Raw genomic sequence first — 15,548 nt, forward strand, 5'->3', positions numbered from 1 at the left:
TCGAAGTCACTGTTCGTGAAGACGACGGCAGCATGCGCGCCTACGTCCAGGCCGTTGACCCGAACGAAGTCTTCCGCATCGGCGACCGCGTTCGCATCATGACCGTGAACGGCACCAGCCGCGTTACTCGTTAAGGGTAAGGCTGCAGGAAAAGAAAAACCCCAACCGGGTGACCGGTTGGGGTTTTTTGTTGGGCGAACGATTGTTCGTGATGGTCAGGATTGAACGAGCGCCTGCTTGCGACTGGCCATCGCCGTCACTGCATACCCGATCAGCGCCGCCAATATCGATCCGGTCAGGATGCCCATCCGGTCCATCCCTGCGTATTCACTGCTGCCCGGCACAAACGCCAGAGAACCGACAAACAGGCTCATGGTGAAGCCGATGCCGCACAGGATCGCCACGCCCAGGACCTGGCCCCAGTTGGCGCCGGCGGGCAGTGCGGCGAGGCCGGTTTTTACCATGACCCAGGTGAAACCCAGCACGCCAACGGTCTTGCCCAGCAGCAGGCCGGCGGCGATGCCCATTGGCACGTGGTGGGTGAAGCTTTCCAGGTTGACGCCGGTCAGTGAAACCCCTGCGTTGGCAAAGGCAAACAGCGGCAGGATCGCGTAGGCCACCCAGGGGTGCAGTGCATGTTCCAGAGTCAGCAGTGGCGAAGGTTCGGCGTTTTTGGTGCGCAGCGGGATGCAGAACGCCAATGTCACGCCCGCCAGGGTCGCGTGCACGCCACTCTTGAGCACGCAGACCCACAGGATCAGCCCGACAATCATGTACGGGCCCAGCTTGACGACACCGAGCCGGTTCATCGCAATCAAGGCGATCAGGCACGCTGCTGCGCCGGCCAATGAGGCCCCGGACAGGTCGGTGGAGTAGAAGATGGCGATGACGATGATTGCGCCAAGGTCGTCGATGATGGCCAGGGTCATCAGGAACAACTTCAGCGACACCGGCACGCGCTTGCCCAGCAAGGCCAATACGCCGAGGGCGAAGGCAATGTCGGTGGCCATGGGAATCGCCCAGCCGCCGAGGGCTGCCGGGTTGTCCTTGTTCAGCGCCCAGTAGATCAACGCCGGCACAACCATGCCGCCGATGGCTGCTGCGCCGGGCAGCACCACTTGCGAAGGTTTGGAGAGTTGGCCGTCGAGCAACTCGCGTTTTACTTCAAGGCCGATCAGCAGGAAGAACAGGGCCATCAGGCCGTCGTTGATCCACAGCAGCGCCGGCTTGGCGATTTTCAGCGCGCCGATTTGTGCGACCACCGGGACGTCGAGAAAACTCGCGTAAAGGTGCGACAGCGGTGAGTTGTTGATGATTAATGCCAGGGCGGCGGCAGCGATCAGGAGCAGACCGCTGGCGGCTTCCAGCTGGAAGAAACGGGTGAAAGTGCTACGCAGAGGCAAGGGATGCTCTCCAATCAAAGTTCAATAGGTGGGTACCCTAACCCGTACGGTTAGTTGTTAAAACAAAAGTTATATTCTTATTTGTTATAAGGGATCGGTCTCAACACTTGCGCGCCAAACCCCGGAAATTGTGTGTCCAATTGAGTCATGACTGTATCTGTGTGGAGTGTAGGAAACATCCTAAGATCTAGTCTGAAATCCTTAGAGAAACCGATCATGAGCGACAACCGCCAATGGGCCCGCGAAGCCATTCGTATTATTGAAGCGGACTTCCAGCGCAGTGCCGACACCCACCTGATCCCCTTGCCGTTGCCGGGTTTGCCGGATATCGAGTTGTATTTCAAGGATGAGTCCAGCCATCCCACCGGCAGCCTGAAACATCGGTTGGCGCGCTCGTTGTTCCTCTATGCGTTGTGTAACGGCTGGCTCAAGCCCGGCGCACCGGTGATCGAGGCGTCCAGCGGCTCCACGGCGATTTCCGAAGCGTACTTCGCCCGGCTGCTGGGCTTGCCGTTTATTGCGGTAATGCCGGCTACCACCTCCCAGGAAAAGATTGCGCAGATCGCGTTCTATGGTGGCAAGAGCCATCTGGTACAGGATCCGACGCAGATCTACGCCGAGTCCGAGCGACTGGCGCAGGAAAGCGGCGGTCACTTCATGGACCAGTTCACCTACGCCGAACGCGCCACCGACTGGCGGGCGAACAACAACATTGCCGAATCGATCTTCCAGCAACTGCGCTTTGAGCGTTACCCGGAGCCGAGTTGGCTGATTTCCAGCCCAGGCACGGGTGGCACAACGGCGACGTTGGGGCGTTATGTGCGTTATCGCCAGCACTGCACCCGGGTGTTGTGCGCGGACGCGGAGCGTTCGGTGTTTTTTGATTACTACCTGAGCGGCGATGCGAGCCTGCGTTTGGAGTGTGGTTCACGCATTGAAGGTATTGGCCGGCCTCGGGTTGAGGCGTCGTTCTTGCCCAAGGTGATTGATGCGATGGTCAAGGTGCCGGACGCGCTGTCCCTGGCGGCCATGCATTACCTGGCGCAGCGCTTGGGGCGGCGAGTGGGTGGGTCCAGCGGCACCAACCTGATCGGCGCGTTGATCGCGGCGCAGCAGATGAAAGCGGCGGGAGAGTCGGGCTCGATCGTGGCGATCTTGTGCGACGGTGGGGAGCGCTATGCCACGACCTACTACGATCAGGCCTGGCTGGCAGGGCAGGGGTACGAGTTGGAGGGGTTGATTGCGGCCGTTGCGGCGAGTGTTGAGCGGGGGCAACCGTTGCCGGAAAGCATCCTGCGCGCCAATATCTAAAATCTTCCATACCACACAAGACAATGTGGGAGCCGGGCTTGCCCGCGATGGCGATACATCAGGCAACATCACTGTTGAATGACACACCGCCATCGCGGGCAAGCCCGGCTCCCACATTTGATCCGCGTCGTTTGCGGAAGAGGTGTTAAGCCTCCAGGCCCAACATATCCCGCGCCAACGCCTCGGCAATCCGAATCCCGTCGACACCCGCCGACAAAATACCACCGGCATAACCGGCACCTTCGCCCGCCGGGAACAGGCCTTTCACGTTCAGGCTCTGCATCGATTCGTTACGGGTAATCCGCAGCGGCGATGAAGTGCGGGTCTCGATCCCGGTCAGCACCGCGTCGTGCAGCGAGTAACCCTTGATCTGCTTCTCGAACGCCGGCAGTGCTTCGCGGATGGCTTCGATGGCAAAGTCCGGCAGCGCCAGGGCCAGGTCACCCCAGGCCACGCCGGGCTTATAGGACGGTTCCACGGTGCCGATGGCGGTGGACGGCTTGCCCGCAATGAAATCACCCACCAGTTGCGCCGGTGCTTCGTAGTTGCTGCCGCCGAGGATGAACGCGTGGGATTCCAGGCGCTCCTGCAACTCGATCCCGGCCAGCGGGCCGCCCGGGTAATCCACTTCCGGGGTGATGCCCACCACGATCCCGGAGTTGGCGTTGCGTTCGTTGCGCGAGTATTGGCTCATGCCGTTGGTCACTACGCGATTCGGCTCTGATGTCGCCGCGACCACGGTGCCGCCCGGGCACATGCAGAAGCTGTACACCGAACGGCCGTTCTTGGCATGGTGCACCAGTTTGTAATCAGCAGCGCCGAGTTTCGGGTGCCCGGCGTACTTGCCCAGGCGCGCGGCGTCGATCAGTGACTGCGGGTGTTCGATCCGGAAACCCACCGAGAACGGCTTGGCTTCCATGTACACGCCACGGCCATGCAGCATGCGGAAGGTGTCACGGGCGCTGTGGCCGAGGGCGAGGATCACGTGTTTCGACAGGATCTGTTCGCCGCCATCCACCACCACGCCATTCAACTGACCGTCTTCGATCAGCACGTCGGTCACCCGCTGCTCAAAGCGCACTTCACCGCCCAGGGCGATGATCTGCTGGCGCATGTTCTCCACCACGCCGGTCAGGCGGAAGGTACCGATGTGCGGCTTGCTGACGTAGAGGATTTCGTCCGGCGCGCCGGCCTTGACGAACTCGTGCAGCACCTTGCGGCCGTGGAATTTCGGGTCCTTGATCTGGCTGTAGAGCTTGCCGTCGGAGAAGGTCCCGGCGCCGCCTTCACCAAACTGCACGTTGGATTCGGGGTTCAGAACGTTTTTGCGCCACAGGCCCCAGGTGTCCTTGGTGCGCTGGCGCACTTCGCGGCCGCGTTCGAGGATGATCGGCTTGAAGCCCATCTGCGCCAGCAACAGTCCGGCGAAGATCCCGCACGGGCCAAAACCGACGACGATCGGCCGCTCAGTCAGGCCTTCCGGCGCATGGCCCACGACCTTGTAGCTGATGTCCGGTGCCGGGTTGACGTTGCGGTCGTCGGCGAACTTGAGCATCAGGGCCGCCTCGCCTTTGACTTCCAGGTCGATGGTGTAGATGAAGCACAGCTCCGACGATTTCTTGCGGGCGTCGTAGCTGCGTTTGAACAGGGTGAAATCGAGCAGGTCATCACTGGCGATGCCCAGGCGCTGCACAATGGCAGGCCGCAGGTCTTCTTCGGGATGGTCGATGGGCAGCTTGAGTTCGGTGATTCGTAACATGACAGGAATCCGGTAGGCGGCGGGCAAAGAGGCCGGCTGTTTTGCAAACCGGCGATTATAAGCCCCAACAGCGGTTTCCCGTCATGTTAAAACAGCGCAGCGGACAATCAGTCGTCCCGCGAGCCGCCGAACGACGCGCAACCGCGTTGCACCTGGCCGTTGACCCGAAGCTCGGCGGACATGTGCTGCAGGCTGCCGCTGACGCTGTCGACACAGCGTTGCGGGGCCACCCAGAGTTCGATGTGCTGGTTATTGGCTTCGGTCATCAGGTTGAACCGTCCGTCGCCCGATTGTTCTTCCACATACGGCACGGCCAATGGCGGCTGGCCTTCACGCTCCAGCACCATGCCCTTGGCGGTAACGTTCATCGCCCAGGCCGGCTTGTGGCCGTTGGCCCGCAGGATCATGCGCTTGAAATCCGGATCATCGCAGGCCGAGGTCGAGCGTTCGACGCGGTACACCTGTTGCAGGTCCACCGTGCCCTGGGTGCCGCTGGCGACGCCGGAGAACTTGCCACGCAGGTCGGCAAACAGTGCGCCTTGCTGGCCGGCCAGGGAGGCGGCCTCCTGCAGGATGCTGGTGCCGCCGGTGTCGTTGACCACGTAGTTGCGTTTGTCGTTGCAGGGCTGGAACAGCAGTTTGTCACCCTGCGCCGTCAGTTCGCCCTGCATGCGGGTCAGCCCGGCGAGAGAGGGCTTGGCCGGCTCGTTCTCGAACATCTGGCAGGCGGCGAACAGGGGCAACAGGGCAAACAGAGCTAGGGTACGGGCGGCACGCATTATCGGGTCTCCTGATAAGTGCCGCCACGTTACGCAGGCTGGCGATGCATCACAAGCCCGGGACACAGGTTGAATCAACCGACGATAAACGTCTGCCCGGTCTGCAAACCTTCCACGCTTTTCGCGTAGGCCAGCGCCACGTCTGCACCTGGAGCCGGTTTGTAGCCACGGAAGTACGGCGCGTAGCTGCCCATGGCTTCCAGCAGCACGGTCGGGCTGACCGAGTTGATGCGCAGGCCGCGGGGCAGTTCGATCGCCGCAGCTTTCACGAATGCATCCAGCGCGCCGTTGACCAGGGCCGCCGAAGCACCGGTGCGAATCGGATCGCGGTTGAGAATGCCGCTGGTGAAGGTGAACGACGCGCCGTCATTGGCGAACTCGCGGCCAATCAGCAACAGGTTCACCTGGCCCATCAGCTTGTCTTGCAGGCCCAGGTCAAAATCGCTGGCGCTCATGTCCCCCAGAGGCACGAAGTTGACGCTGCCGGCGGCGCAGATCAGTGCGTCGAACTTGCCGGTTTGTTCGAACAGTTTGCGGATCGAGGCGCTGTCGCTGATGTCGACCTGGAACTCGCCACTCTTGCGACCGATGCTGATCACTTCATGCCGTTGGGACAGTTCTGCCTTGACCGCCGAACCCACGGTGCCGCTTGCGCCAATCAACAGGATTTTCATCGTGCCTTCCTCCAGATGTGTAGGTGAGGTTTCAGTCTAGAGTGATTTTTTGCGCGGATAAGTGCACTAATAGGCAACCTTTGGTTTTCAAATGGAAACAATCCATGAGCGAAATGGATGACTTGGTGGCGTTTGCGGTGTTGATCGAAGCGGGCAGCTTTACCCTGGCGGCTCAGCAGTTGGGCTGCAGCAAGGGGCAACTGTCCAAGCGCATCAGCCAGCTGGAAGCGCAGTTTTCGGTGGTGTTGTTGCATCGAACCACGCGTCGTTTGAGCCTGACGGCAGCGGGGGTGGCACTGTTGCCGCAGGCCCAGGCGTTGGTGGTTCAGGTGGAACGGGCACGTCAGGCACTGGCCAGGCTCAAGGACGACCTGGTCGGCCCGGTGCGTATGACGGTTCCGGTTTCCTTGGGCGAAACCTTCTTCGATGGTTTGCTGCTGGAGTTTTCCCGGGAGTACCCGCAGGTGCAGATCGAACTGGAGCTCAACAACCAGTATCGAGACCTGGCGCGGGACGGCTTTGACCTGGCGGTACGCTCGGAAGTCGCCAACGACGAGCGACTGGTGGCCAAGCCGCTGCTGGCCTGGCACGAGATGACCTGCGCCAGCCCGGCCTATCTGGAACAGCACGGCGAGCCGCTGACACCGGCGGAACTGGTGGGCCACAACTGCTTGCTGAACAGCCACTACAGCGGCCGTGAAGAGTGGCTGTATCACCAACAGCATGAGCTGCTGCGGGTTCGCGTATCCGGGACCTTTGCCTCCAACCATTACAACTTGTTGAAGAAGGCGGCGCTGGTGGGGGCGGGCATCGCGCGTCTGCCCTCTTATGTGTTGCACACGGAATTGGCTGAGGGGCGCTTGCGCTGGCTCCTGCGGGATTATCAGACCCGCAGCATGCCGATGTACTTGGTCCATCCCTATCAGGGTGGCCTGCCGCGCCGTACTCAGGTACTCGCGGATTATCTGGTGGGCTGGTTCAAGCGCAGCGGCGAGGCCCTGGATCGCCTCTAGCGGTAGCGCCGGGCAATCAGGTGATCGATGGAGAAGCAGCCCGGCCCCTTGGCCATCAACAGCAACAACAGTGCGATCCAGGTGCCGTGGGTAGGGTAGGCGTCCGGGTAGACGAACAGCTGGATGGTCAGGGTCATGCCCAGTAGAGCCAGCGCCGAGAACCGCGTGGCAAACCCCACGAGGATCAGCACCGGGAAGAAATGCTCGGCGAACGCAGCCATGTGCGCCGCCACTTCCGCAGACAGCAGCGGCACGTGGTATTCGCTGCGAAACAGCGGCAGGGTGGACGGCGCCAAGTGCGGCCAGCCCAGTTGGAAGGTACCGCCGATCAGGTCCACGGCGAGGCCTTCCACTTTGGTCTGGCCGGATTTCCAGAACACCGCTGCGATAGAGAAGCGTGCGACAAAGGCGATCAGGCTGTAGGGGATTTTCTCGAAGCACTGGATGATCCGTTGGATCAGCCCGGGAGCGGTGGTGTTCATGGCGATACCTTGGGTTCTGTGTGCAAGTGGGTGATGGCGCCGTGACCGATCAGCAGGGCCAGGCATTGGTGCAGGTCAAATTCGGCGGCCGCATCGAGGGCGTAGGCCACGGCCATTTCCAATGGCCAGCCGTTGTTCAGGCTGTTGATAAACGTCGCTGAGCCGCTGTCGATGTGAAATACCTGCACGTGCAGGCCATTGCGTAGCACCAGCGCGCTTTGGGCATGGAAGGGGTCGAGGGTGGCGAGGGATTCGCCGGTCTGATGCGCCGCCCATAAAGCCACCACGGCGTAGGCCGAGTTCAGGGTGGCCAGGGACGGATGCAGTTGCAGGCGCAGTTCGCCCAAGTCCGACTGTTGTTGCAGGGCGGCGATGATTTCCTGCTGATCCAGTTGCAGTGCGTCCGCCGCGTGGTAGGCCCTGACCCGCAATCGCTCCAGGCGCGCCACGTCGGCTAGATATGGCACGCTGGCGGCGGGGGCGAAGCCCTGGATAAAGTCAGCCAGGTCGCCGCCGTACTCATTGATCAGTGGACTGGTCGGTGGGAAATCCTGGACATACACACCGGCCATCGCCCGAAAAAACTCATCGCCCACCAGTTGCAGAGTGACCGGGTAGCCGGCGGCCAGGGCGTTGATCAGTGAGCTGTGGGCATTGTTGCGGTACACCGCAAAACGACTGGCCGGATCGGCGCCGTTACGGCTGAACAAACCTTCGGGGCAGCTTTCCTCGGGGGACAGCAAGGCGCGGGTAAACACGTCCTGGCGGCTCATGCGCGCGCCTCCAGCAGAAACCGGTCGGCTTGGCGCGCTTCAGCATGCAGCACGCTGAACGCCGGCACCTGGTTGTCGCGTTCGATCAGCGTGGCGACCGGCCCGGTGCGGCTGAGCACGTGCTGGTAGAGCTGCCACACCGCGTTGTCGATGGGGGCGCCGTGATCGTCAATCAGCAAACGGTCGCCGAGGCTGTCGGTGTCTTCGGCAAACCCTGCCAGATGAATCTCGCCCACGGCGTGCAACGGCAAGGCCTCGATGTACTTCAGCGGGTCTTGCTGATGGTTGATGCACGACACATACACATTATTCACGTCCAGCAGCAGCCCACAGCCGGTGCGGCGAATCGCTTCGCTGATGAAGTCGGTCTCTTCCAGGGTGGAGCACTGGAATTGCAGATAGGTCGACGGGTTCTCCAGCAGCATGGGCCGCTGCAGGCGGGTTTGTACCTGGTCGATGTGTTCGCACACCCGCTTCAGGGTTTCATCGTCATACGCCAGCGGCAGCAGATCATTGAGAAACACCGGGCCGTGGCTGGACCAGGCCAGGTGTTCGGAAAAGGAGTGGGGTTTATAGCGTTCGATCAGCGTGGCCAAGCGCGCCAGGTGCTCGTCGTTCAGCGGACCTTCGCCGCCAATGGACAGGCCTACGCCGTGCAGCGACAGCGGGTACTGTTCGCGGATCAAGCCCAGGTAGTGATGGAAAGGCCCGCCGGCCACCATGTAGTTTTCGGCGTGGACTTCAAAAAAACCGATGTCGGGGGAAGTATCGAGCACTTCACTGAAGTGCTCGTTCTTGAGCCCCAGCCCGGCCCGACGGGGGAGGCCGGGCGCCTGAGCCTGGGAGATGGAGTGGGTGAATGAGAGCGTCATCGTCAGTACTCAGGCTGTGCAGGGTTTCAGGACTTGGCGGTGAAGGTAGCTTCCTGGCCGAAGCCGGTTGGCGAGGTGGTGCTTGGGGTTTTCAGGCAGGTACCGGCCGGGACCAGTTTCCAGGCGTTGGCCTGATCCTTGACCTTCGAGGTGCCCGCGCAGGAAGTGCCGGCGCCTGCAGCGCAATCGTTCTTGCCGGCTTCGGCTACACCGAAGCATTTCTGCATGTCATCGGCGGCGTGGGCGGTGGTGGTCAGGGCGGACAGGCTCAGGGCCGAACCCAGGGCCAGGACGAGGGTGGCAGCGGACAGCGAGCGGGTTTTGGTAGTCATGGTGTATCTCCAGCAGTGGGTTGGGTTGGCAAGCGTAGTTGCCTGCTTACACCACTAGAGATAGGGGGAAGGGATTCGTTACAAACCAGGGGAAAATAATTTCAGGTTTCGCAAAACAAATGTGGGAGCTGGCTTGCCTGCGATGCTGACGCCTCGGTGTTTCAGTTCCACCGAGGCGATGCTATCGCAGGCAAGCCAGCTCCCACAGAGGCCGGCTTCTACTTCCAGACGGCATCAACCGCCCAAATAAGCCTCACGTACTTTCGGATCGGTCAGCAGTTGTTCGCCGCTGCCCTGCATCACCACGCGGCCGTTTTCCAGCACATAGGCACGGTCGGCAATCTTCAGTGCCTGGTTGGCGTTCTGCTCCACCAGGAACACCGTCACACCGTCCTTGCGCAGCTGTTCGATGATGTCGAAGATCTGCTGGATGATGATCGGTGCCAGTCCCAGGGACGGTTCGTCCAGAAGCAACAGCTTGGGCTTGCTCATCAGCGCGCGGCCGATGGCGAGCATTTGCTGTTCGCCGCCGGACATGGTGCCGCCGCGCTGGCTGAAGCGTTCCTTGAGCCGCGGGAACAGGTGCAGCACCTTGTCCATCTGCTCCTGGTAATCGCCCTTGTCGGTAAAGAACCCGCCCATGGCGAGGTTCTCTTCCACGGTCAGGCGGGCAAATACCCGGCGGCCTTCCGGAACCACGGCAATGCTCTTGCGCATGATCTCCGAGGAAGCCTGGCCCACCAGTTCCTCACCCATGTAGCGGATGCTGCCGCTGTGGGCCTGGGGCGAACCGCACAAGGTCATCAGCAGCGTGGATTTACCGGCACCGTTGGCCCCGATCAGGGTGACGATTTCGCCCTGGCGCACTTCGACGTTGACGCTGTGCAGTGCCTGGATCTTGCCGTAGAAAGTGGAAACGTTTTCGAATTGCAGCATTTTACGCTTCCCCCAAATAGGCTTTGATCACGGCCGGGTTGTCACGGATCTGCTCCGGCGTACCGTCGGCCAGTGGCGTGCCCTGGTTGATCACCACGATATGGTCGGAGATGCTCATGACCAGTTTCATGTCGTGTTCAATCAGCAGCACGGTGGCGTTGTTTTCTTCACGCAGCACGCTGATCAGCGCCTTGAGGTCTTCGGTTTCCTTGGGGTTCAGGCCGGCGGCCGGTTCGTCGAGCATGAGGATCCGCGGACGGGTCATCATGCAGCGGGCGATTTCCAGGCGACGTTGCTGACCGTAGGCCAGGGTACCGGCAGGACGGTTGGCAAACTCGGTGAGGTTGACCTTGTCCAGCCAGTACGCTGCATATTCCATGGCCTCGCGCTCGCTCTTGCGGAACGACGGAGTCTTGAACAGGCCGGCAAAGAAGTTGGTGTTCAGGTGACGGTGCTGGGCGATCAAGAGGTTCTCGACCGCTGTCATGTCCTTGAACAGCCGCACGTTCTGGAAGGTTCGCACCACGCCCTTGCGGGCAATCTCGTGACCGGCCAGGCCCTGAATCGGCTGGCCATCCAGCAGGATGGTGCCGCCAGCCGGCTTGTAGAACCCGGTCAGGCAGTTGAACACCGTGGTCTTGCCGGCGCCGTTGGGGCCGATAAGAGCCACAACCTGCTTCTCTTGTACGGTCAGGGCCACGCCGTTGACCGCGAGCAAACCGCCGAAGCGCATGCTCAAATTTTCGACTTTCAGGATCTCGCGGCTCATTTGCGCAGCTCCATGTGTGGACGTTGCATGGGCAGCAGGCCTTGAGGACGCCAGATCATCATCAGCACCATCATGGCGCCGAACATCAACATGCGGTATTCGCTGAACTCACGCATCATTTCCGGCAGCAGGATCATCACGATCGCCGCGAGGATCACGCCCAGCTGCGAGCCCATGCCACCCAGTACCACGATGGCGAGGATGATCGCCGACTCGATGAAGGTGAACGACTCCGGTGTCACCAGGCCCTGGCGAGCGGCGAAGAAGCTGCCAGCAAAACCGGCGAAGGTTGCCCCGAGGGTGAATGCCGAAAGCTTGATGACGGTCGGGTTCATGCCTAGTGCACGGCAGGCGATTTCATCTTCGCGCAGCGCTTCCCACGCGCGGCCGATCGGCATGCGCAGCAGGCGGTTGATCACGAACAGCGCCGCCAGTGCCAGCAGCAGGGCCACCAGGTACAGGAACACCACTTTGCTGACCGGGTTGTAGTCGATCCCGAAGTACTCGTGGAAAGTCTGCACGCCTTCGGCCGCGGTGCGGTCGAACGACAACCCGAAGAACGTCGGCTTGGGGATGCTGCTGATGCCGTTGGGGCCGCCGGTGATATCGGTGAGGTTACGCAGGAACAGACGGATGATTTCCCCGAAGCCCAGGGTCACGATCGCCAGATAGTCACCGCGCAAGCGCAGTACCGGGAAGCCCAGCAGGAAGCCAAATGTGGCCGCCGCCATGCCGGCCAGTGGCAGGCAGATCCAGAAGCCCCAGCCCAGGTAGTGCGAGAGCAACGCGTAGGTGTAGGCACCCACTGCGTAGAAGCCCACATAGCCCAGGTCGAGCAGGCCGGCGAGACCCACCACGATGTTCAGGCCCAGGCCCAGCAACACGTAGATCAGGATCAGCGTCGCGATGTCCACCGCGCCACGGGAACCGAAGAACGGCCAGATCAACGCGGCCACGATCAGGCCGATGATGATGTAGCGCTGGGTGCGCGGCAGGGTCAGGAACTGACTGACCTTGGGCGAAACCAACGGGCCACGGTTGGACTTGAGGAGTGCACCGACCTGCTGGGTAAACAGCACGCGCAGGAACATCAACACCGAGCACAGGGCAATGATGGTCAATGTCACGGGACCGGTGCCATGCACTTCGAGGTTGATCCCGACAATGCTCAGCTTGAGGCCGAGTACCGGAAAGGCCACGGCCCACACCAGCAAGGCGCTGAAAAACGCCGATTTAAGATATCTGCTCATACTTTCTCAACCTCCGGACGGCCCAGAATGCCGGTCGGCCGGAACAACAGCACCAGAACCAATAGACCGAATGCCACCACGTCCTTGTACTGGTCGCCGAACACATCGGCGCCAAAGGCTTCAGCCACCCCCAGCACCAGCCCGCCGAGCATCGCACCCGGAATGCTGCCGATGCCGCCCAATACCGCTGCGGTGAAGGCCTTGAGGCCCACCAGGAAACCGGCGTTGGGGTTGATCACGCCATACTGCATGCTCAGCAATACAGCGGCGATGGCCGCCAGTGCGGCACCGATGACGAAGGTCAGGGCGATGATGTTGTTGGTGTTGATGCCCAACAGGTTGGCCATCTTGATGTCTTCGGCGCAGGCCCGGCAGGCACGCCCCAGACGGGAGCGAGAGATGAACAGGGTCAGGCCGAGCATTGCCACCAGGGTGACGACGAAGACCAGGACCTGCATGTAGGAAATCAGCACTTCTTGTGCGCCACCTGGGCCGAAGGAGAAGCTCCCCGGGATCAGGTTGGGAATGGATTTGTCCTTGGAATCCTGGGACAGCAATACGGTGTTCTGCAGGAAAATCGACATGCCGATCGCAGAGATCAGCGGGATCAAGCGGTTGCTGCCACGCAAGGGGCGGTACGCAACGCGTTCGATACTGTATCCATAGGCACTGGTTACGACGATGGACGCCAGGAACGCAGCGGTCATCAACAGCGGCAGGGAGTGGATACCCAGCATGGCCAGCCCGGCAAGGGCGATGAAGGCCACGTAGGAACCAATCATGTACACCTCGCCATGGGCGAAGTTAATCATTCCAATGATGCCGTAAACCATTGTGTAGCCAATGGCTATCAAGGCATAGGTGCTGCCAACGGTCATGCCGTTAACCAGCGTTTGGAAAAAATGATAGATCTCAGGCATTACAGCGCTCCTAAAAACCCGATACGCATTTCACTGGTGGAGTCAATTTCCGGCTCGGTGCCCTGTTCTGTGATCAGGTTGCACAAAGCGTTTGCCAGCGAACCGCTGGTGACGGTTTTAAGATTTTCAGGTGAGCCAGCGCCCGGATCGCGGGTGACAGGCCCATAAACCTCGTAAAACAAAGCCCACTGCTTGCACAGTGGGCTTGTTGACCAGTAACGCCTGGCTTACTGAGGGGAAACTTCGGTTTTTGGTTTGCCGAAGTGCCATTCGTAGACCACGAACTTGAAGTCCTTCAGGTCGCCCTTGGCGTCGAAGCTCAGGTCGCCGGTCGGGGTCTTGAAGGTACCGGCGTGGATGGCAGCAGCCACTTTGGCGGTGTCTTCGCTCTTCGCGGCAGCGATACCGCCGGCGATTACTTCAACAGCCGAGTAGGCCGGGAACACGAACGGACCGGTTGGGTCCTGCTTGTTCTTGGTGAACTCTTCAACGATTGCCTTGTTGGCAGGATCGGTGTCGAAAGACTTCGGCAGGGTGACCAGCAGGCCTTCGGAAGCGCCCTGGGCGATTTGCGAGATGGAGTCGTTGCCGACGCCTTCAGGGCCCATGAACTTGGCGTTCACGCCTTTTTCCTTGGCTTGGCGCAGGATCAGGCCCAGCTCCGGGTGGTAGCCGCCGTAGTAGACGAAGTCGACGTTGGCTTGCTTGAGCTTCTGAATCAGCGAACCGAAGTCTTTGTCGCCAGCGTTGATGCCTTCGAAGAGGGCAACTTTCACGCCTTTCTTCTCCAGGGTCTGCTTGACGGCGGTGGCGATGCCTTCACCGTACTGCTGCTTGTCGTGGATAACGGCTACGACTTTCGGCTTCACGTGGTCGGCGATGTAGTTACCGGCGGCTGGGCCTTGGGCGCTGTCCAGGCCGATGGTACGGAAGACCAGCTTGTAGCCACGGGACGTGATTTCCGGGCTGGTGGCAGCCGGGGTGATCATGATCACGCCTTCGTCTTCGTAGATGTCGGATGCTGGCTGAGTGGAGCTGGAGCAAAGGTGACCAACCACGAACTTGACGCCGTCGTTGACCACTTTGTTGGCTACGGCCACGGCTTGTTTTGGATCGCAAGCGTCGTCGTATTCTTTGGCTTCGAGCATTTTGCCATCTACGCCGCCCTTGGCGTTGATGTCGGCGATGGCCTGCTTGGCACCCATGAACTGCATGTCGCCGTACTGGGTCACAGGGCCGGTTTTAGGGCCGGCAATACCGATCTTGATGGTGTCAGCTGCGAACGAATGGCTGGCAACCCCGGCCAGGACCATAGCGGCAAACAGTTTGGAAATCTGCTTAGTAGCCTTATTCATAGTGCTCCACTCTTACTGTTGTATTTTTTATAGTTCTAGCGGCCTTGTGAGCTGCAGAACCGGATCAGATATCTCGGATATCCCCCGGCAGCGGCCTGGCAACTGTACCGGTACAGTGTAGAGCGCCGGTTGATCGCTTGAAAAGCTGGCTGCTGGGGGCAAAACCCGGGTATGTCGCTTAAATGAAAGAAAAAGACAGAATTGCGGCGGGGGTGATGCCAGAGTTCCGGGCAATCCTTGGCTTTCCTGACACTTTCGTTCGGTGCCTCATTTGCAACTGGGTTTTTCTGCCTGGAGCTCGACGGTATGATTGCGCCGATTTTTTCTTCAGGTGAACTCCCATGACGCAAGAACCTAGCACCCTCTATGCCAAGCTGCTTGGTGAAACCGCGGAAATTTCCTGGAAGGAGCTTGAGCCGTTCTTTGCCAAGGGTGCCCTATTGTGGGTCGATGCCGGGCTGGATTTGATCGAGGCCGCCGAGGGCATGGCTGAGGACAACCGTGAGAAAGTCGCTGCCTGGCTGGCTGCGGGGAGTCTTGGCGAGGTGTCTGCGACGCGGGCGTTGGACCTTGTTGAGCGGGACCCGAGTTTGTGGGCGGTGGTGGTTTCGCCGTGGATTCTGATCCAGGAAAGGGCGGCGTAGGAAATGACTGCGCGAAAATGGTGCGTGATTTTTCTGGGTTTAAGTGTGTAGGCGGGTAACTGCATTCGCGGTGATGGCATGTTGCCGTAGAGAAAGGTCACAGGCGGGGGTTACGTGCGCGTCATGGGAACAGTTTTGGTAGCGGCGGAATGCTGGGGGAATTGTTTCTTTGTGTGAGTGGGAAGGGGGTACATATCCATTTCTGCGGTAACGGCTGCTTATGGTTCCGCTCTTACAGCGGGTCACTTTTGGCAAACGCCCCAAAAGTAACCAAAA

At 60.5% G+C, this 15,548-nt stretch carries 17 protein-coding genes and 1 pseudogene; 4 read left to right on the top strand and 14 right to left on the bottom strand.

Annotated elements, in window-relative coordinates; genetic code table 11:
* Positions 1-134 (top strand): annotated as a pseudogene (locus K0H47_RS31125) (hypothetical protein); the annotation flags it as partial.
* 81 nt (positions 135-215) lie between these two features.
* Here K0H47_RS31125 and nhaA read toward each other — a convergent pair.
* On the bottom strand, positions 216-1,403 hold the full coding sequence (nhaA, locus tag K0H47_RS14935; protein WP_017479371.1) for a Na+/H+ antiporter NhaA: 1,188 nt from the start codon (positions 1,401-1,403) through the stop codon (positions 216-218).
* Positions 1,404-1,616: 213 nt separating this feature from the next.
* On the opposite strand from nhaA, the gene K0H47_RS14940 reads away from it, so the two are divergent.
* Positions 1,617-2,714 (top strand): PLP-dependent cysteine synthase family protein, encoded by a 1,098-nt coding sequence (locus tag K0H47_RS14940; protein ID WP_172834583.1) that lies wholly within the window; start codon positions 1,617-1,619, stop codon positions 2,712-2,714.
* Positions 2,715-2,859: 145 nt separating this feature from the next.
* Here the strand turns inward: K0H47_RS14940 and K0H47_RS14945 are convergent, their stop codons facing one another.
* The 3 genes from K0H47_RS14945 to K0H47_RS14955 form a co-directional block, all read right to left on the bottom strand.
* Positions 2,860-4,473 (bottom strand): NAD(P)/FAD-dependent oxidoreductase, encoded by a 1,614-nt coding sequence (locus K0H47_RS14945; protein WP_219273083.1) that lies wholly within the window; start codon positions 4,471-4,473, stop codon positions 2,860-2,862.
* Between the two features lie 107 nt (positions 4,474-4,580).
* On the bottom strand, positions 4,581-5,252 hold the full coding sequence (locus K0H47_RS14950; protein WP_177027532.1) for a COG3650 family protein: 672 nt from the start codon (positions 5,250-5,252) through the stop codon (positions 4,581-4,583).
* Positions 5,253-5,326: 74 nt separating this feature from the next.
* Positions 5,327-5,926, bottom strand: coding sequence for a short chain dehydrogenase (locus K0H47_RS14955; RefSeq protein WP_017479367.1), 600 nt, complete (start codon positions 5,924-5,926; stop codon positions 5,327-5,329).
* Between the two features lie 104 nt (positions 5,927-6,030).
* Between K0H47_RS14955 and K0H47_RS14960 the strand changes: the two genes are divergently transcribed.
* Complete coding sequence (locus K0H47_RS14960) at positions 6,031-6,939, top strand: LysR family transcriptional regulator (RefSeq protein ID WP_219273085.1); 909 nt, start codon at positions 6,031-6,033, stop codon at positions 6,937-6,939.
* Here the strand turns inward: K0H47_RS14960 and K0H47_RS14965 are convergent.
* From K0H47_RS14965 to K0H47_RS15010, 10 genes are all read right to left on the bottom strand, one after another.
* The gene (locus K0H47_RS14965; protein ID WP_063032823.1) at positions 6,936-7,421 is read right to left on the bottom strand and encodes a DoxX family protein; all 486 of its coding nucleotides are present in this window, start codon (positions 7,419-7,421) and stop codon (positions 6,936-6,938) included. The two genes, K0H47_RS14960 and K0H47_RS14965, sit on opposite strands and share 4 nt — an antisense overlap.
* Positions 7,418-8,194: a DUF2063 domain-containing protein gene (locus K0H47_RS14970; protein WP_219273087.1), complete on the bottom strand. Its 777-nt coding sequence runs from the start codon at positions 8,192-8,194 to the stop codon at positions 7,418-7,420. The genes K0H47_RS14965 and K0H47_RS14970 overlap by 4 nt, the downstream gene beginning before the upstream one ends.
* Positions 8,191-9,066, bottom strand: coding sequence for a DUF692 domain-containing protein (locus tag K0H47_RS14975; protein WP_219273089.1), 876 nt, complete (start codon positions 9,064-9,066; stop codon positions 8,191-8,193). Before K0H47_RS14975 ends, K0H47_RS14970 begins: the two co-directional genes overlap by 4 nt.
* Positions 9,067-9,092: 26 nt before the next feature.
* Complete coding sequence (locus K0H47_RS14980) at positions 9,093-9,398, bottom strand: DUF2282 domain-containing protein (protein ID WP_093200990.1); 306 nt, start codon at positions 9,396-9,398, stop codon at positions 9,093-9,095.
* A gap of 234 nt (positions 9,399-9,632) precedes the next feature.
* Positions 9,633-10,334, bottom strand: a complete 702-nt coding sequence (locus tag K0H47_RS14985) for an ABC transporter ATP-binding protein (RefSeq protein ID WP_003211664.1) — start codon at positions 10,332-10,334, stop codon at positions 9,633-9,635.
* A 1-nt stretch (position 10,335) separates the two neighbouring features.
* Entirely contained in the window at positions 10,336-11,103 is a 768-nt protein-coding gene (livG, locus tag K0H47_RS14990) for a high-affinity branched-chain amino acid ABC transporter ATP-binding protein LivG (protein WP_063032815.1), read from the bottom strand.
* Entirely contained in the window at positions 11,100-12,353 is a 1,254-nt protein-coding gene (locus tag K0H47_RS14995) for a high-affinity branched-chain amino acid ABC transporter permease LivM (RefSeq protein ID WP_017479359.1), read from the bottom strand. The genes livG and K0H47_RS14995 overlap by 4 nt, the downstream gene beginning before the upstream one ends.
* Positions 12,350-13,273, bottom strand: coding sequence for a high-affinity branched-chain amino acid ABC transporter permease LivH (gene livH, locus K0H47_RS15000; protein WP_017137212.1), 924 nt, complete (start codon positions 13,271-13,273; stop codon positions 12,350-12,352). The genes K0H47_RS14995 and livH overlap by 4 nt, the downstream gene beginning before the upstream one ends.
* A complete protein-coding gene (locus K0H47_RS15005; protein ID WP_003211657.1) occupies positions 13,273-13,455 on the bottom strand; it encodes a hypothetical protein in 183 nt (60 codons plus the stop codon). The genes livH and K0H47_RS15005 overlap by 1 nt, the downstream gene beginning before the upstream one ends.
* Positions 13,456-13,500: 45 nt before the next feature.
* On the bottom strand, positions 13,501-14,628 hold the full coding sequence (locus K0H47_RS15010) for a branched-chain amino acid ABC transporter substrate-binding protein (protein WP_003211654.1): 1,128 nt from the start codon (positions 14,626-14,628) through the stop codon (positions 13,501-13,503).
* 341 nt (positions 14,629-14,969) lie between these two features.
* Between K0H47_RS15010 and K0H47_RS15015 the strand changes: the two genes are divergently transcribed.
* Positions 14,970-15,272, top strand: a complete 303-nt coding sequence (locus K0H47_RS15015; protein WP_017479356.1) for a DUF2288 domain-containing protein — start codon at positions 14,970-14,972, stop codon at positions 15,270-15,272.
* Positions 15,273-15,548 lie beyond the last annotated feature (276 nt).

It is taken from the genome of Pseudomonas sp. Xaverov 83 (genome assembly GCF_019352905.1).
GTDB lineage: Bacteria > Pseudomonadota > Gammaproteobacteria > Pseudomonadales > Pseudomonadaceae > Aquipseudomonas > Aquipseudomonas yamanorum.